The following is a 17,458-nucleotide window of genomic DNA, read 5'->3' on the forward strand; positions in this document are numbered from 1 at the left end:
CCCGGCACAAGACAAGCCGGGATGCTCCTGAATCAGGCAACTCCCGAATGAAGGGAGGAGTAGGGGTCCTACTCCAGGGCGTTCATTCAGCCCCGGGTTCTAGTAGTGACCCTATGGTGGAGCTAAGGGGAATCGAACCCCTGACCTTCTCGATGCGAACGAGACGCGCTACCAACTGCGCTATAGCCCCGTGCGGCTCCGGGGAACCGCGCTGTGACACTGTATCAGGCCATCCCCCTAGACTCCGAATCGGTGCGTTGAGCTGGGGAAACCGAGGAGGACTACGCGCCGGCGGCGCGGCGCATGTCGCCGCGGGTGCGGGTGCGCAGGGCGCGGGCGGTGGCGGGGTCGAAGGGGTCGAGGTGGGCGAACATGGGGTCTTCGTCGTCGAGTTCGACCAGGGTGGAGCGGCGGCGCAGGGCGCGGGCGGTGTCGCGGTCCATGGCGCCGTGCGGGGCGCCACCGCGGCGCGACCGCTGGTCGGTGTCCCCCAGCTGGCCGCGGTTGAGGCGGGCGGCGCGCCTGCGGCGGATCTCCTCCTCCATCCGCACCTGCTTGCGCAGGTAGGCGAGGTAGGTCACCAGCACGGTGGCGGCCAGGCCGCAGACCCACCACAGCAGCGAGGTGACCACGAGGGCGAGGCCGCCGGACAGGATGGCGGTCAGCAGCAGGCCGAGCACGGCGCGCTGCCGGAAGGTGTAGCGGGCGGCGCGGGCGATGGCGTCGGCCTCGGGGTCGTAGCCGCCGCGGCCACGGCGGGTGGGGACGAACTCCGGTTCCATCGCGTCGTCGTCGTAATCGTCGTAGTCGTCGTACGCGTCGTAGTCCATGCGGGCGGGCACGGTGGAGCGCGCAGGCGGGATTCTGGCCGCGACCGGCTCGGGGTGGTGTGCGCCCACGCCGTCATCTTCGGTCTCCGTGTCGATCTTCGCAGCGACTTCGGCGGCTTCGTCGTCGTCTTCCGACTCGTCGTCGTCCGGTGCGGCGGGCGCGAGGTCCTCGACCTCGGCGTCGTCCGTTTCGGCGTCAGCGATGCCGGATGCCGCGGCGTCGTCGGCCGCGAGCGGGTTCTCCTCGTCGGTCTCGGTGACGGGCTCGTCGGCCGGTGTCGTCATCCGGTCCTCCGCATCATCGCTGTGGGGATACTTTCTCGGTACGCGGCGAGGCCGCCAGTTCGGATCGGTTTCGTGCCCGGCGGCCGGGCCCTTCCTGAGACGTCGTTTGCCTCCGCCGCGGTGCAGGACCCTGGTCGCCAGCGCGGCGTCGGTGGTCCGGCGGATTCTCGGGTGGCGGTCGGCGAGGATCGGGAACAGGACGAAGACCCAGAGCACGACGAGCCCGATCCACAGGATCGAATTCGGCATCGCGTCAGCACCTCCGTCCCGCCAGGATTTGTGCGGCTCGGCCCGCGAGCGGCGCGTCACACGCCCCGCGCTCGGCCGGCTCCCGTCCGCGCAGCGGCGTGGACGCCGGCTCCCTCGCAGGCTCCCTGCCGATGACGCAAGACGCACCACCGACGTCCGTAGGCTAATTCCGGGTAGCACCAAGTTCCGGCAGGCGCGCCGTGCTCATCCGCCACACCTGTCACATTCCCACCAATGCCACCGCGGTCCGGTGGCCGGTTCTACTGCAGGGAGACGCGCCCCTCTCGCACCAGCCGGTCCAGGACTGTTCCGGCCAGTTCCTCGACGGTCATGCCGACCAGCAGGTGATCCCGCCAGGCGCCGTCCACGTCGAGGTAGCGCCGCAGCAGCCCCTCCTCCCGGAAACCGACATTCCGCAACACCGCTTGACTGGCCAGGTTCTCCGGTCGCACGGTGGCCTCGATCCGATGTAGACCCACCGGCCCGAAGCAGTGGTCGACGCCGAGCGCCAGCGCGGCCGTCGCGACACCCTGCCCGCTGAGATCCTTGGCCACCCAGTAGCCGATCCAGGCCGAGCGCAGTGCGCCGCGCACGATATTGCCGACGGTCAGCTGCCCGCTGAACGCGCCGTCCACTTCGATCACGAGCGGGATCATCGCGCCGCGCCGGGCCTCCGCTTTCAGGCTCGACCACAGCGAAGGCCAGTTGGAGGCATGGTTGCGCGCCTCCCACGACCCGCGACCGGTCGGCTCCCACGGCTCGAGATGCGCTCGGTCGCGCAACCGGATCCGGCTCCACGCCGCCGCGTCCCGCAGCCGCACCGGACGCAAGGTGACCTGTCCCGCCGCCACCCGGACCGGGCCCAGTCGCGCCGGCCACCCCGGATGCTGCGTGACCCGGAAGACGTTCATCGCGTCCACGTCTCAACCGCGCTGTGCGAGGAAGGCGACCTGGACTTCGTCACCGGTGCGGATTTCGGTGTCGTCCGGATCGATCACGATCAGGCTGTTCGCCTCGGCGAGCGTGGCGAGCAGGTGCGAGGACGAGTTCCCGCCGCCGAGCGGCTGCACGAGGTATTCGCCGGTCGCTTCGTCCCGCATGAGCTGCGCGCGCAGATAGCCCTTGCGCCCGGCCATGGAACTGATCGGCGTGATGGTGCGCGCGCTGATGATCCGGCGCATGGGATGCCTGCGCCCCAGAGCGATTCGGATCAGCGGCCGCACCATCACCTCGAATACCACCAGTGCCCCGACCGGGTTGGACGGCAGCAGGAACGTCGGCACCTCGTCGCGGCCGAGCCGCCCGAAACCCTGCACCGAGCCCGGATGCATGGCCACGCGGGTGATCTCCAGCTCGCCGAGCCCTTCGAGCGCCTCCCGGACCTGCTCGGAGGCCCAGCCGCCGACCGCGCCCGCGATGACGACCACCTCGGAACGCACCAGCTGCCCCTCGACCGCGTCGCGCAACCGGCGCGGATCGGAACTGACGATGCCGACACGGTTGACGTCCGCGCCCGCGTCCCGCGCGGCCGCGGCCAGCGCGTAGGAGTTCACGTCGTAGACCTGGCCGGGGCCGGGTGTGCGGTCGATATCGATCAGCTCTCCGCCGACGGAGAGCACCGATAGTCGCGGGCGCGGGTGCACCAGCACCTTGTCCTGGCCGACGGCGGCGAGCAGGCCCACTTGCGCGGCGCCGATGATGGTGCCCGCGCGCACCGCGACGTCGCCCGGCTGGACGTCGTCACCGATGCGCCGGACGTAGTCGCCGGAGCGCACCGGTTCGTACACCTTGATCCTGGCCCGCCCGCCGTCGGTGAAATCCAGCGGGAGCACCGCGTCGGCGAGGGTCGGCATGGGGGCGCCGGTGTCCACCCGGACGGTCTGGCGCGGCTGCAAGCGGATCGGCTGACGGGAACCGGCGACCACCTCGCCGACCACGGGGAGGGTGAGGTCGACGAGATCGCCCGCCTCGTCGCGGATGTCGGCCCCGGCCGAGGCGACGTCGACGCTCCGCACGGCGTAGCCGTCGATGGCCGCCTGGTCGAAGCCGGGCAACGGCCGTTCGGTGACCACGTCCTCGGCGCACAGCAGGCCCTGGGCCTCGGAAATCGCGACCCGGACCGGCCGGGGCGCGACTGCCGCGGCGGTCACCTTGATCTGCTGATCCTCAACCGAGCGCATCCAGCCCTTCCTGATCCTCTCCGCACACCATCCGACCTCGCCTGCGCGGGCACGCGCGATCGCGCCGCGGCGCAAGCGCATTCGCGCGCACCGCGGTGAACCATCATTCGTACCCGACGGTTCAGTCTCGGCGAAACCCCCGGCCGGGTCCGTCAGTCGTCGGTCGTCAGCTGCGGATCCCAGTCCGGACCGAGGCGGTGCTGCAACCACTCACGTAGGGCGGGGCCGTATTCCTCTCGTTCCAGTGCGAAATCGACCGCAGCACGAAGATAACCGCCCGGGTTGCCCAAATCGTGGCGCGACCCACGGTGCACCACCACATGAACCGGATGTCCCTCGGCGATCAGCAGGGCGACGGCGTCGGTGAGCTGCAGTTCGCCGCCCGCGCCCGGCTCGATGCGGCGCAGCGCGTCGAAGATCGCGCGATCGAGCAGGTACCGGCCCGCGGCCGCGAACGTCGACGGCGCGTCGGCGAGCGCGGGCTTCTCCACCATTCCCTTGACGCGCAGCACGTTCGGGTTCACCGCGTCCGGCACCGGAGCCACGTCGAACACGCCGTACGCGCTGACCTCGTCCTTGGGGACGTCGATGGCGCACAGCACCGTTCCGCCGCGCTTGCGGCGCACCCGGCTCATCACGTCGAGCACGCCACGGGGCAGCACGAGGTCGTCGGGCAGCAGGACGGCGATGGCGTCCTCGTCGTCGTCGAGCGCCTGTTCGGCCTGGGCCACGGCGTGTCCGAGCCCGAGCGGCTCCTCCTGCACCACCGAGGTGACGTCGAGCAGGCCCGGCGCCTTGCGGACCTTCTCGAGCAGCTTGAACTTGCCGCGCTCGGCCAGCGTGCTCTCCAGCACCAGGTCCTCGACGAAGTGCGCGACCACGCCGTCCTTACCCGGGGACGTGACGATCACCAGCCGCTCGGCGCCGGAGCCTGCCGCCTCGGCTGCCACCAGCTCGATGCCGGGGGTGTCCACCACGGGAAGAAGTTCTTTGGGCACCGTCTTGGTCGCGGGCAGGAACCGCGTCCCGAGCCCGGCCGCGGGTACCACGGCCGTGCGGAAGCAGGACACCGCCGCGGCGTCACCGGGCTTTCCGGCCTTTGCTGTCATACGCATACCCTATCCATCCATCACGCCGCCGGATCGGCGTCGCGCCGACCCGGTACCGGGGTGAGCCTATGGTGATCACTGTGAAGATGCCCGGCGAGCGCGATAAACATGCATGGCGCACGGAACTGATCGCCCGCCGGGGTGTGATGAGTGCCACGGAGCGCGAAAAGGAGGCGTCCGCCCTGGCCAGCGCCGTCCGCACATTGGACGCGCGCGGGTGGGTCTGCGCGTATGTGCCGGTCGCGCACGAACCGGGGTCGACGGCGATGCTGGACGCGTTGCGCGCCGACGGAGCGCGGGTGTTGCTGCCGGTCACCGGCCCGCCCGGGCCGCTGAGCTGGGCGGAGTACACCGGCGCGGACGCCATGCGCCGGGCCCGCTACGGACTGCTGGAGCCGGTGGGGGCCGTACTGCCGCCGGACACCGTCGCCAGAGCGGAGCTCATCTTGGTCCCCGCCCTGGCGGTGGACCGCCGCGGAGTGCGGCTGGGCCGCGGTGCGGGCTATTACGACCGCACGCTGCCCGCCGCGCGGCCGGACGCCCGGCTCGTCGCGGTGGTTCGCGACGACGAGGTACTCGACCGGCTCCCCGAGGAACCGCACGATCTGCGCATGGGCTGGGCGCTCACGCCGCGCGGTGGCTTGCGGCGACTGGGCGGCGATTACCCTGGGGAATGAAACACCGATTGGCGGTGTTGGCACTGTCGGCTGTAGAGTGCCAGATCGACGAACACCGCGGAGGATCCTGTGCCTACTTACTCGTATGCGTGCACCCAGTGTGACAACCGCTTCGACATCGTTCAGTCCTTCTCCGACGAGGCGCTGAGCGTGTGCTCGGAGTGCTCCGGGAAGCTGCGCAAGCTGTTCAACTCGGTCGGCATCGTCTTCAAGGGCAGCGGTTTCTACCGCACCGACAGCCGCGGCGGCTCCTCCACCGCCAGCGAGCCCGCCAAGTCCGAGAGCAGCAGTTCGAGTTCGGCTTCGGACTCCGGGTCGTCGAGCGGGTCCACCGCGTCCGCCAGCACGGCCGTGGCCAGCTGATTCGACGGTCTTCCACAGCCGGTCACCTATCCACAGCCCCCCGTGAGCCAGGCCGGGTGAGTGCGCGTCCGGCCATAGGATCCGGCCATGACTCGCGTACTCGCCGACATCGGCCGCGGCTGGCATCCCGCCGGGTGGCAGCGACCGCCCTGGGCCGATATCGCGCTCGCCCGGCGGCTGCTCGCCGCCGCTCTCGCCGCGCTCGCGGCCTTGCTCGTCGTCCGTGGTGACCCGGACACCGCACGCACGCCGGTCGTCGTCGCGGGCCGGGACCTCCCGCCCGGACGGCTGCTCGAGGCGGGTGACCTGCGTTCCGCACCGCGCGAGGCGGGCACGCTCCCCGAGGGCGCGGTCACCGATCCCGCCGCACTCGTCGGCGCCACACTGACCGGCGCCGTCCGCCAGGGCGAGGTCTTCACCGACCTGCGCGTCGTCGGTCCGCGCTTGGCCGCGGCGGCGACCGGCGCGCGTGAGGCCAGGATCGTGCCGATCCGCCTGGCCGACACGGCGGTCGCCGACATTCTGCGGGCGGGCGATCGCGTCGATGTGATCGGCGCGGAAGACGCGAGCGGGACCGGGACTCGTCCGGCCCGGACGTTGGCCACCGACGCCGCCGTCATCCTGGTCTCCGGCACGGCTGACGGACGCGCAGCCGCCGAACGAGTGGTCTTGGTCGCTATGGACGCCGAGCACGCCGCCGCCGTGGCCGGTGCGTCACTGCGCACCGCGCTCACCGTCGTCTTCCACTGACCACCGCGCCCGAAGAAGCGCTTCGGCACACGCGAAACGGGCCTGTCGTGACGGCGACAGGCCCGTTTCGCGGTGTGCGAGCGGAGATTCGGGATCAGCCGAGGCTGAACGGCGCTCCCCACAGCGTCACCCAGGTGATGACGTTGTCGGTTTCGACCTCGACGCTCACGAAAGCACGCGCCTGGGCGTAGCCCGCGCAGCCACTGAGACCGATGGTCTCGTCGGCCCACGTCACCGAACCGCTGGTGCCCTTGAACGTGTTACGCGTCTTGTGCGTCTCGTTGCCGAAGTCGTCGGCCTGCTCCAGATCGAGCACGTAGAACGACTTCGCCTGACCCGGGCCCAACGAGAGGTCGCCGCCGCTGTTGGCCCCGACTCCGCCGGTGACGTTCTGCCCGTCGCTCCAGTCGACCTCGCCGTCGACACCACCGGTGGCGCCACCACCGGCGATGTTCACCTGGCAACCCACGGTGTAACCCGGGAAGATCTTGCCACCGGCCGCACCCGACAAATCGACCTGCGCACTACCGGACACCCACGCATTGCGGTGCAACGGCGTAGCGCCCATGGACGGACTGATGGTCGCGGACTCGCCGACCAGGCGAACGGTCACGACAGTGCCGTCCGACAGCGTCTTGACCAGCTCGCCGCCCGGCAGCGGAACGAAGGTGTCGGCATTCGCCGCACCGGTCGAGAGCAGTCCCACAGCGATTGCCGCGGACGCGCACAGCCCGGCCGCGCGCGCCAGTTTCTTACGATCGAACATGATGGTAATCCCCTAAAGAATCGAATTCGCTTCAGCGAAAAAAGGTTTGACGGATCCGATCCGCGTCAGCCGATGCTGAACGGCATGCCGTACAGGGTGGTCTTCGAGTAGTGATCGCCGATGATCTCGACGACCGTGTACGAACGCGCCTGCGCGTAACCCGCGCAGCCCTGGATCTGGATCTCCGCATCCTGATACTCCACCGAGTACACACCCGGCTTCAGGATGTCCTTGTAATCGATCTGAACGAATGTGACCTCACCGGGACCGAGGTTGATACCGATCGAACCTCCGGCGCTCGCGCCTTCGAGGTTCACGCTGCCGGAGACACCGGCGGAAATCGCGTCGTCGGCGATGCTCACCTGGCAGCCGACGATGTAACCGGTGCTCAACTGTGAGGCACCGTGAGTGGACGAATTGTTTGTTCCCGGGTTTCCGGTCGGGCCGTTGTTCGGCCCGATCTCCCCTTCGGGGGTGACGGCGACGTCGGCGATGGCGTTCCCCGATACCCACACGACACGGCCGGCACCGTTCGCGGCAAGGGATGGGGAGATCAGGGCGCGCTCGCCCGTGCGGGCGAGAGTCACGCCGGGACCTGCCTTGTGGCCGTCCGGCAACGGCACGAAGACATCGGCATTCGCGGCACCGGTCGACAAGAGACCGGTGGCTACGGCAGCCACGGCGGCGGCGCCCGCGACGCGGACGCCCCGAGACAGACCGTTGGTGCGGTACTTGCTCATCTTTTTCCTCATCAGGTTGCATCCGACCGCCCCAGGGGTGCCGGGGCGGGCGTGTCCCTCCAAAGCCGACGGAGCGCGTGCTGGAATGTGCTGTCCATCAAACGATCCGCCGACCATCGCCTCATCGAGCGATCTCGGACGAAACAATGCTATTCGGTATCAACCGGACTTTTCCGGAAATTCGGGCAAATAGTATCGGAACCCGGCGTGAGCCGACTAAGATCAGAAACTTTCTGCACCGCAGGTGAATTCATGACGAAATGGACCCGTCGCGATGCGAGGGTCCATTTCGTTTCCGGCTACGGGTTTTTCACCCGATGTTCACTCAGCCGAGACTGAAAGGCTGACCCCACAGCGTCACCCAGGTGATGACGTTGTCGGTTTCGACCTCGACGCTCACGAAAGCACGCGCCTGGGCGTAGCCGCCGCAGCCGTTCAGGCCGATGGTCTCGTCGGCCCACGTCACCGAACCGCTGGTGCCCTTGAACGCATTACGCGTCTTGTGCGACTCGTTGCCGAAGTCGTCGGCCTGCTCCAGATCGAGCACGTAGAACGACTTCGCCTGACCGGGGCCGAGCGAGAGGTTGCCGCCGGAGTTCGCGCCCACGCCGCCGGTGACGTTCTGGCCGTCACTCCAGTCCACGTTGCCGTCGACGCCACCGGTGGCGCCACCACCGGCGATGTTCACCTGGCAACCCACGGTGTAGCCCGGGAAGATCTTGCCGCCGGCCGCGCCGGACAGCTCGACCTGCGCGCTACCGGACACCCACGCGTTGCGGTGCAACGGCGTAGCGCCCATGGACGGGCTGATGTTGGCCGACTCGCCGACCAGGCGGATGGTCACGACAGTGCCGTCCGACAGCGTCTTGGTCAGCTCGCCGCCCGGCAGCGGAACGAAGGTGTCGGCGTTGGCCGCACCGGTGGAGAACAGTCCCATGGCGATGGTGGCAGCGGCGCCGACGCCGGCCATCCGCGCCAGGTTCTTACGGTTGATCATGGTTGATATCCCTCGAGGGTCGGGTCCGCTTCAGCGGGAGGATGGTTCGTTGAATTCGACAGACGTCAGCCGATGCTGAACGGCATCCCGTAGAGGGTGGTCTTCGAGTAGTGATCGCCGATGATCTCGACGACCGTGTACGAACGCGCCTGCGCGTAACCCGCGCAGCCCTGGATCTGGATCTCGGCATCCTGGTACTCGACGGAGTACACACCGGGCTTGAGGATGTCCTTGTAATCGATCTGAACGAACTTCACCTCGCCGGGACCGAGGTTGATACCGATCGAACCGCCCGCGCTGGCGCCGCTGAGGTTCACGCTGCCGGACACGCCCGCGGAGATCGCGTCGTCGGCGATGCTGATCTGGCAGCCGACGATGTATCCGGTGCTCAGCTGCGACGCGCCGTGCGTCGAGGAGTTGTTGGTTCCGGGGTTTCCGGTCGGGCCGTTGTTCGGTCCGATCTCACCCTCCGGGGTGACGGTGACGTCGGCGACCGCGTTGCCCGACACCCAGACCACGCGCCCGGCGCCGTTGGCGGCCAGCGACGGTGAGATCAGGGCGCGCTCTCCGTTCCGGGTGATCGTCACGCCAGGCCCCACCTTCTGGCCGTCCGGCAACGGCACGAAGGTATCGGCATTGGCAGCACCGGTCGAAAGCAGGCCCATGGCAACAGCCGCGGCAGCGCCTATGCCCGCGACGCGGGCACCGCGGCGCAGACCATTGGTGCGGTTCTCGCTCATACTTCCCCTCATCAGGTTCAAACAAGTCAACCTCGACCATCGAGGCTGGACAGTGGTCCTCTCAGGCCCAGCTCAGTGTGATGCTCCTTTGTTGCCGATGTGTAACCGGCTGTTATTTCGGCGCAACTTGCGGACGACGGAACCGAGCCGAGTTCCGCCGAACGGCCGCTAGCTGCCGAAATCTGGGCCTGTGGGGTCCATTCGTCGATTGGCTCGATGGGGAGATTAAACGTTCCACAACGAGGTTTGCAACGCGACGTTTCGTAAAGTTCAAGGTGAGCCACATCACAGTTGCGCACATTTGAATATGGCTTGACGTGCATAAATGCAGGATCGCTACAGCCGAGGCGGAAAGAATGTGCGGTCAATCGGCACAGCGGCGCCAGTGCACAGGTACGGGACAGAGCCGTACGGATCTCCTCCGGGTTACTTTCACCCGGAAACGATCACCAAGAGATAACGAAGCACGGTCGGCAATAGTACGTAGCTACTACGTAGATAACGGCTCAGCCGTGATGCGGGGGCACCTGGGCGCGCAGCCAGTCGTCGCCGGACCGGTGGTCGTCACGGTCGTCGCGCTCGTCGCCGGTGGTCTCCGGCAGGGTGTCCCCGAAAATCTTCGCCAGGCGCGCGGCATCCCTCGCCCGGCGCTCGGCCGGGCGAGGGTTTTCGGCGGGAGTGGGGGTGGTGATTATTCGACCAATCCGGAGAGCTCACCGATCACCCGGCTGGCGAGCGGGCCGAGAGTCGCCATGCCGTCCCGGATGGCGGACCTGGTGCCGGGCAGGTTGACCACCAGGGTGCTGCCGGACACGCCGGCCACCCCGCGGGACAGTCCCGCATCCAGCGACCCGGCCACCCGGCCGGAGGAGCGCAGGGCCTCGCTGATTCCCGGCAACTCGCGGTCGAGTACCTGCGAGGTGGCCTCCGGCGTCACGTCGCGCGGGGACATGCCCGTGCCGCCGACGGAGATCACCAGATCGACGCCGCCGATCACCGCGGTGTTGAGCGCGTTGCGGATCTCCACCTCGTCGGCCTGCACCGACACCGACGCGTCCACGAGGAAACCCGCCTCGGTGAGCAGCTCGGTGACCAGCGGACCGAGCGAGTCAACACCTCCATGCGCCGTTCGATCGTCGACGACCACCACCAGAGCACGCCCCGCCACAGGAGCATCGATTTCCATGGTGCTCACCGTAGCGCCTGCGTCGAGCAACTCGGCGGCCGCGCCGAGAACGTCGGCGTCGACATCGATCAGCCGGGGCCGCCCGGCGGGAACGGCGCGCATCACCGGCCGCCGTCCGCGGGCGCGCCGGAGAGGGTCACCTCGACGGTCTTGGCGTTGTTGCCTTGGTCATCGGTGTAGGTGACTTTCACCTTGTCTCCCGGTTGGTGCGAGCGGACCGCGGCGACGAGCGCGTTCCCCGAATCGATCGGACGGTCGTCGAGCTTCGTCACCACCGCCCCCGGCGGGATGCCCGCGCGCGCCGCGGGCCCGTCCGCCGTCACGTCGCGGACTTTCGCGCCGGAAATCTGCTGCGCCGGGTCCTGCTGGCGCGACACCGTGATCCCGATCTGGGCGTAGGTGGCCTTGCCGGTCTTGATCAACTCGTCGGCCACGCGGCGCGCTTGATCGACCGGGATAGCGAACCCCAGTCCGATCGACCCGGTCTGGCCGCCCGCCATCTCGGTGGGCCCCAGCGTCGCGATGGCGGTGTTGATGCCGATGAGCTTCCCGTTTCCGTCCACCAGCGCGCCACCCGAGTTGCCGGGGTTGATCGCGGCATCCGTCTGGATAGCGTCGATCACGGGACTCACCGCGGGACCGGGTTCGCTTCCGTCGCCGGATGTCACGACGGGACGGTTCAGCGCCGACACGATGCCCGTGGTGACCGTGCCCGCCAAGCCGAGCGGTGACCCGATCGCCACCACCGGCTGGCCGACCTGCAGGCTCGCCGAGGCGCCCAGCTCGATCGGGGTCAGGCCGGTTTTGCCGGACACCTTGATGACGGCCAGGTCGGAGACCGGATCGGCGCCGACCAGCGTCGCGGGCGCGCTGCTGCCGTCGGAGAACACGACCTCCATCTTGGCGCTCGGCCCGCCGCCCGCGGCCACGTGATTGTTGGTCAGGATCAGGCCGTCGGAGGACAGCACCACCCCGGAGCCCTCGCCTTCGGCCCTGCTGCTGGCCACCTTGATCATCACCACGCTGGGCAGCACTTTCTGGGCGACCGCCTGGGTGGAGCCGGCCGGAGCGTTCACGGCGTTGCTGACGTTCGGCTTCGGCGCGTCCAACGCGTTGGTCACCGGCGACCGGCCGTCGTCGCCGTGCGTGACCAGGGCGCCGACCGCCCCACCGATACCGCCGCTGACCAGCGCGAGCGCGACGGCGCCGACGGCGAGCCCGGCGCGGAACGGGCGCCGGGCCGGAGCGGACGGGGCGCCGTGGGCCGGACCGTGCGGTTGCGTGGCGTCCTGCGGCGGGCCGAACGCCGCCGCCGGGTATCCGTGCTGCGGCGGATACTGCGGTGCGGTGTGCTGCGGTGCGGTGTGCTGCGGGCCGTAACCGTACGCGGGCCCGGGCACACCGCCGTACGGCGCCTGGCCGGGCGCACCCGCGGGCCGCGCGTCGGGCGCCGCGCCGCGGATCTGCTCGGTCGGCTGGTGCTCGGGTCCGCCGCCCACGGGACCCGGCGCCGGGCGATCCTTCGAATCCTCGGTCATGGACTCCTCGTTTCTGCTCACTCCCGACCAGGTTGGCCATGGCGGCTGAGAGCGGACTGAGACCCCGCTTTCAGTTTTCCGAGATCTACCCAGGGCGCCGTACGAAATAGAACCATCGACAACTTGATGTCTCAAACCCTGCGGCAAACCGATCGGTGCAATGTGCGAAATACCCCGCCGACGGTGAATATTCCGCCCTGGAGCGAACATTGTGCTGGAAATGAACTTCGGCCGCCCGGTATTGCCTCAATCGGGCGCGGGCGCGCCCGGCTCCCCCGGCAGCACGATGCGGACCACAGTGCCGCCGCGCTGCGAGGTGTCGATGGCGATGGTGCCGCCGTGTTTGGTCACCACTTGCTTCACGATCGCCAGACCGAGACCGGAACCGGGCATGGATCGCGACGACATGACCCGATAGAAACGCTCGAACACCAGCTCGCGCTCGGCCGCGGGAATGCCGGGGCCCGCGTCGTCGATGGACAGCTCGAGCAGGCCGGGACCGCTCTCCCGCATCAGGATCCGCACCTGCGCGGCCGCCGGACTCCACTTGGCCGCGTTGTCGAGCACGTTCAACACCGCGCGCTCCAGTCCCGCCTCGTGCCCGTAGACGAACCACGGGCGCAGGTCGGCGACGAACTCGATGCCGGTGCGCCTGCGCCGGGCACGCTCGAGCGCGCGTTCCACCACCTCGCCGAGATCCACCCGCTCGTAGACGGTTTCCGGCGCGTCCTCGCGCGCCAGATCGACCAGATCACCCACCAGCGTCGACAACTCCTCGATCTGGGCCATTACGTCGGCGCGCAGTCCGGCCATGTCCTCGTCCGGGATGCGAGGAGCGCCGGGGCGACTCGAAGCGATGAGCAACTCCATGTTGGTCCGCAGGGATGTCAGCGGCGTCCGCAGTTCGTGCCCGGCGTCCGCGACGAGCCTGCGCTGCCGGTCGCGCGACTCGGTCAGCGCGCGCAGCATGATGTTGAAACTCTCGGTGAGCCTTGCCAGTTCGTCGTCGCCGGTGACCGGGATGGGGGTCAGATCGTCGGTGCGGGCGATCCGCTCGGTGGCCGCGGTCAGCCGCGCGATGGGCCGCAGGCCGGTCCGCCCGACCGCCGTGCCCGCCGCGGCGGCAAGCACTACGCCGCAGCCGCCGACGACGAACAGCAGCCAGGCGAGCCGGTCGAGCACTTCCCTGGTGCGGTCCAGCCGCTGGGAGATGACCAGCGTCGCACCCGAGTCGGTGTTGACGGCGAACACGCGCTGATTGCCGACCGTGCGCAGCGACGAACTCCGCTCGCCACGCGCCACGGCCACCTCCTGTGCCCCGACCGGCGGATCGGTGGACTGCGGCGGCAGCCAGCGCCGCAGATCGGGATAGATCAGCGCGATACCGGTGTCGTCGTAGAAGGCCGCGGCGACCATCAGATTCAGGTTGTTGAACCCGTAGGGGTTGCTGGCGATCACCGCGGTGGACCGGCTGCGCAACTGGGCGTCCACGTCGGCGTAGAGCGCGCGCGCCACCAGCGCGTAGGCCGCGATCGAGGTGACCGCCACCGCGATCGCCACCACGGAGGCGGCCAGCAGCGTCACTCGCCACCGCAACGAGACCGAACGTGTCAGCGGCATGGGCGGGCGCATGTCCGCGGGCTCGAGCGGCCGCTGGCCGAGCGCCGCGACCACGGGACGCTTGGGAACTGTGCGTGCCATGACCTGCGACCTACGGTGGTGTTTCACGCAGCACATAGCCGACGCCGCGCACGGTGTGGATCAGCCGCGGCTCACCCTCGGCCTCGGTCTTGCGGCGCAGGTAACCGATGTAGACCTCCAGCGCGTTTCCGGAAGTCGGGAAATCGTAGCCCCACACCTCCTCGAGAATGCGGCTGCGCGTGAGCACCCGGCGTGGATTGGCCATCAGCATTTCCAGCAGTGAGAACTCGGTGCGGGTGAGACTGATCTGTCTGCCGCCACGGGACACCTCGCGCGTCACCGGATCCAGCGACAGATCGGCGAACTTCATCGCCTCCGACGCGTCACCCGGATCGGCGGTCGTGCGCCGCAACAGCGCGCGCAGTCTGGCCAGCAATTCCTCCAGCGCGAAAGGCTTCGGCAAATAGTCGTCCGCTCCGGCGTCGAGCCCCGCGACCCGCTCGGATACCGAATCTCGCGCGGTGAGAACCAGAATCGGCAAATCGTCGCCGGTGCTGCGGAGCCGGCGGCAGACCTCGAGCCCGTCCAGCCGGGGCATCATCACGTCCAGCACGAGGGCGTCGGGTCGCTGGACGGTTGCCTTCTCCAGTGCGTCCACACCATCCACCGCGAGATCGACGGAGTAGCCGTTGAAGGTGAGCGACCGGCGCAGCGATTCCCGGACCGCCCGATCGTCGTCGACCACCAGAATGCGCATGTCACCAGTTTGACCGTACCGACTGAGAGGTAACTGAGAGGGCGCTCCCGACACGCCGGGGCGAGCAGGCCCGATAACTCTCGGCGCGTCGCGCCCGTCAACCCGGGGTGACCAGGGTCTTCCTCGCCCGCGTCGAGAAGTTGACGCGTCCCTTACACATTCCACCGCGAAACTTGTTCTCTATAGCCATATTCGGCAATTTGCAGACGGCCTCCCCCGGATTGCCGATAACCCCTCTGCACGGTATGTTCCGTGCGGTAAAAAGAAGACCTCTAGTTGGTTCTTTGCGGGTTGAATCAATACCGAACAGCCACGCGCGCCCGAGGTCACTGGTGAAGCGGAGGCGACGGAAGCGGATGGAAGCTGCACCGCGGTCCTGGCAATTCAGCCTGTCGAACTGGTCGGTCACCCGCAAGGTTGGCGTGGTGCTGGTGCTTCCGGTGCTGCTGGCAGGCGTCTTCGCCGTGCTCCGAATCAACAACGAACTGCGCACCATGGCGCAGTTGGACGCGGCGACCGAACAGGCGATCATCATCCGGCCGATCGTCAAGTTCGGCACAGCCACCGAGCAACTCGGCGTCACCGCGACCGCCACCTGGGGCAACACCGCGGACCCGCAGACCGACGCGGCGCTGACGAAGTTCGACCAGGCGCTGGCCGAACTGGAAGCCGCGTTGCAGACCACGAAGGTCAGCGGCCGGGTCACCTCCGAGCTCGCCTCGGCCATCGCCACCGGCACCACGATGCGCAACAGCCTGCGCAACGGCTCCCCCGCCATGGTTGGCGAGCAGTCCGACGAGATCATGGTGCGCATCGGCAACGCGCTCGCGCTGTCGCCCTCGGTGGACGACCTGGTCATCCAGCGATACTTCCTGCAGCTGGCGTCGGTGCAGACGGCGCGGCGTGTGCTCACCCAGCAGCGCATGCTGATCGGCTCGCCGGACGCGGGCCGCAACCCGAGCGTGCGACCCCGCGTGCTGGTCGCCGCGGGCGCCGAGATCACGATGATCTACCAGTACGCGCAGATCCTGCCGGACTACGCGGGCAACATGCGCCCGCTGCTGGACGCGGTGCAGACCCGGCTGGGCACCTTCAGCCAGAACGTCGCCGATCCGGCGAGCAACCCTGCCGTGCTCGACTCGCTGCTGGTCAGCTCGGACACCTACGAGAAGACCACCGTGCAGCTGATCGACACCATCGACGGCGCGCTGGCCGACCGCACCACCGAGGCGCAGACCGGTGCGCTGCGCGAGACGACGATCGTCATCGGCATGCTGCTCGCCGGTCTGGCCCTGGCCCTCTCGGTGGCACGCACCCTGGTCGTGCCGGTCCGCAGGCTGCGCAGGGACGCGCTCGAGGTCGCGCACATCAAGCTGCCCGACGAGCTCGCCGTGGTGCGCGCGGGCGGCACCACGCCGGAGATCACCCCGGTCGCGGTGCACAGCACCGACGAGATCGGCCAGCTGGCCCGCGCGGTGGACGAGATCCACGAACAGGCACTCAACCTGGCCGCCGACCAGGCCCGTCTGCGCTTGCAGATCGGGAACATGTTCGAGACCCTGTCGCGCCGCAGCCAATCGCTGGTCGAGCAGCAGCTGGCGCTGATCGAGGATCTCGAGCACGACGAGGACGACACCGACCGGCTGCAGAGCCTGTTCCGCCTCGACCACCTGGCCACCCGCATGCGCCGCAACGGCGACAACCTGCTGGTGCTCGCCGGTACCGCGCTGCGCCGCGGTCAGCTGCACCCGGTGCCCCTGTCGGACATGCTCTGGAGCGCGGTCTCCCAGGTCGAGGACTACCAGCGGGTCGAGATCGGCGCAGTGCCCGACGGCATCGTCGCGGGCGAGCCCGCCGTCGACATCGAGCACCTGCTCGCCGAGCTGATCGACAACGCGCTGCGTTACTCCCCGCCGACCACGCCGGTCACCGTGATGGTGTCGCGCGCGGTGGACGGCGGCTACCTGATCGAGATCACCGACCGCGGCCTCGGCATGTCGCTGGAGGACCTGCAGACGACCAACGACCGGCTCGCCTCCGGTGGTGAGGTCACCGTCGAGACCGCCCGCCGCATGGGCCTGTTCGTCGTCGGCCGCTTGGCCAAGCGCCACACCATCACGGTCAACCTGCGCCGCACCTCCACCATGGCGCAGCAGCCCGGCATCACCGCCAGCGTGCACCTGCCGGGGGCGCTGGTGGCGCCGCCGATGGACGTCACCGACCCCGCGGGCAAGCCGCTCGACCTCACCGCCGAGCATCAGTTGCCTTCGCTGGTCGATCCGCCCACCGGCGCGCAGCCGCGCAACCTGGTCCCGGTGCCGAGCCTGTCGCCGCGCGACACCGCGCGCTTCGGCGTGACCAGTTCCGGCCTGCCGCAGCGGCGTCCGGCCATCCGCGTCGCCGACGCTCCCGACCAGCCCACGGTCTCCACACCGGTCGGCCGGGCGGTCAGCCCCGCCGATCAGCCGCCCACCCAGCCGTGGCCGGTACTCACGCCGCGTTCCGAGGACCGCACGCCGACCGGTCCGTTCGCCCCGGTGATGCCCGCCACCGGCGAACAGCCCGTCGAGCGGGAGCAACAGCGCCCCGATCTGTGGGCCGAGATCAAGGACGACCAGCCGGCGGCCGGCCCCGCCCCCGCCGCCCCTGT

At 69.1% G+C, this 17,458-nt stretch carries 16 protein-coding genes and 1 tRNA gene; 4 read left to right on the forward strand and 13 right to left on the reverse strand.

Annotated features, from left to right (window positions below):
• Positions 1-114 precede the first annotated feature (114 nt).
• The 5 genes from HOV91_RS34380 to HOV91_RS34400 all read right to left on the reverse strand — a co-directional run bounded on the left by HOV91_RS34380 (position 115) and on the right by HOV91_RS34400 (position 4,653).
• Positions 115-190: transfer RNA gene (locus HOV91_RS34380), tRNA-Ala, on the reverse strand.
• 91 nt (positions 191-281) lie between these two features.
• Positions 282-1,364: a divisome protein SepX/GlpR gene (gene sepX, locus HOV91_RS34385; RefSeq protein ID WP_174189437.1), complete on the reverse strand. Its 1,083-nt coding sequence runs from the start codon at positions 1,362-1,364 to the stop codon at positions 282-284.
• A 260-nt stretch (positions 1,365-1,624) separates the two neighbouring features.
• Positions 1,625-2,275 (reverse strand): GNAT family N-acetyltransferase, encoded by a 651-nt coding sequence (locus HOV91_RS34390; protein ID WP_174189448.1) that lies wholly within the window; start codon positions 2,273-2,275, stop codon positions 1,625-1,627.
• A gap of 12 nt (positions 2,276-2,287) precedes the next feature.
• A complete protein-coding gene (glp, locus tag HOV91_RS34395; RefSeq protein ID WP_174189438.1) occupies positions 2,288-3,544 on the reverse strand; it encodes a molybdotransferase-like divisome protein Glp in 1,257 nt (418 codons plus the stop codon).
• Positions 3,545-3,696: 152 nt separating this feature from the next.
• A complete protein-coding gene (locus HOV91_RS34400) occupies positions 3,697-4,653 on the reverse strand; it encodes a UTP--glucose-1-phosphate uridylyltransferase (protein ID WP_174189449.1) in 957 nt (318 codons plus the stop codon).
• A gap of 68 nt (positions 4,654-4,721) precedes the next feature.
• Between HOV91_RS34400 and HOV91_RS34405 the strand changes: the two genes are divergently transcribed.
• The 3 genes from HOV91_RS34405 (at position 4,722) to HOV91_RS34415 (ending at position 6,443) form a co-directional block, all read left to right on the forward strand.
• Positions 4,722-5,330: a 5-formyltetrahydrofolate cyclo-ligase gene (locus tag HOV91_RS34405; protein ID WP_174189439.1), complete on the forward strand. Its 609-nt coding sequence runs from the start codon at positions 4,722-4,724 to the stop codon at positions 5,328-5,330.
• A gap of 69 nt (positions 5,331-5,399) precedes the next feature.
• Positions 5,400-5,693, forward strand: a complete 294-nt coding sequence (locus HOV91_RS34410) for an FmdB family zinc ribbon protein (RefSeq protein ID WP_174189440.1) — start codon at positions 5,400-5,402, stop codon at positions 5,691-5,693.
• Between the two features lie 87 nt (positions 5,694-5,780).
• A complete protein-coding gene (locus HOV91_RS34415; RefSeq protein ID WP_174189441.1) occupies positions 5,781-6,443 on the forward strand; it encodes an SAF domain-containing protein in 663 nt (220 codons plus the stop codon).
• 94 nt (positions 6,444-6,537) lie between these two features.
• Here HOV91_RS34415 and HOV91_RS34420 read toward each other — a convergent pair whose 3' ends face one another.
• The 8 genes from HOV91_RS34420 to HOV91_RS34455 form a co-directional block, all read right to left on the reverse strand.
• Entirely contained in the window at positions 6,538-7,209 is a 672-nt protein-coding gene (locus tag HOV91_RS34420) for an MspA family porin (protein WP_174189442.1), read from the reverse strand.
• 65 nt (positions 7,210-7,274) lie between these two features.
• On the reverse strand, positions 7,275-7,949 hold the full coding sequence (locus tag HOV91_RS34425) for an MspA family porin (protein ID WP_174189450.1): 675 nt from the start codon (positions 7,947-7,949) through the stop codon (positions 7,275-7,277).
• Between the two features lie 325 nt (positions 7,950-8,274).
• Positions 8,275-8,946, reverse strand: a complete 672-nt coding sequence (locus tag HOV91_RS34430; protein WP_174189443.1) for an MspA family porin — start codon at positions 8,944-8,946, stop codon at positions 8,275-8,277.
• 65 nt (positions 8,947-9,011) lie between these two features.
• Positions 9,012-9,686, reverse strand: coding sequence for an MspA family porin (locus HOV91_RS34435; RefSeq protein WP_174189444.1), 675 nt, complete (start codon positions 9,684-9,686; stop codon positions 9,012-9,014).
• Positions 9,687-10,377: 691 nt separating this feature from the next.
• Positions 10,378-10,872: a MogA/MoaB family molybdenum cofactor biosynthesis protein gene (locus tag HOV91_RS34440; RefSeq protein WP_195044576.1), complete on the reverse strand. Its 495-nt coding sequence runs from the start codon at positions 10,870-10,872 to the stop codon at positions 10,378-10,380.
• A 101-nt stretch (positions 10,873-10,973) separates the two neighbouring features.
• Entirely contained in the window at positions 10,974-12,410 is a 1,437-nt protein-coding gene (locus HOV91_RS34445) for a trypsin-like peptidase domain-containing protein (protein WP_174189445.1), read from the reverse strand.
• A gap of 246 nt (positions 12,411-12,656) precedes the next feature.
• A complete protein-coding gene (locus HOV91_RS34450; RefSeq protein ID WP_174189446.1) occupies positions 12,657-14,111 on the reverse strand; it encodes a sensor histidine kinase in 1,455 nt (484 codons plus the stop codon).
• A gap of 10 nt (positions 14,112-14,121) precedes the next feature.
• Positions 14,122-14,808 (reverse strand): response regulator transcription factor, encoded by a 687-nt coding sequence (locus HOV91_RS34455; RefSeq protein WP_043732050.1) that lies wholly within the window; start codon positions 14,806-14,808, stop codon positions 14,122-14,124.
• A gap of 356 nt (positions 14,809-15,164) precedes the next feature.
• On the opposite strand from HOV91_RS34455, the gene HOV91_RS34460 reads away from it, so the two are divergent.
• The coding region (locus HOV91_RS34460) for a sensor histidine kinase (RefSeq protein WP_174189447.1) at positions 15,165-17,458 on the forward strand (2,294 nt) is incomplete at its 3' end.

Source organism: Nocardia barduliensis, from assembly GCF_013315795.1.
In the GTDB taxonomy this organism is placed as follows: domain Bacteria; phylum Actinomycetota; class Actinomycetes; order Mycobacteriales; family Mycobacteriaceae; genus Nocardia; species Nocardia barduliensis.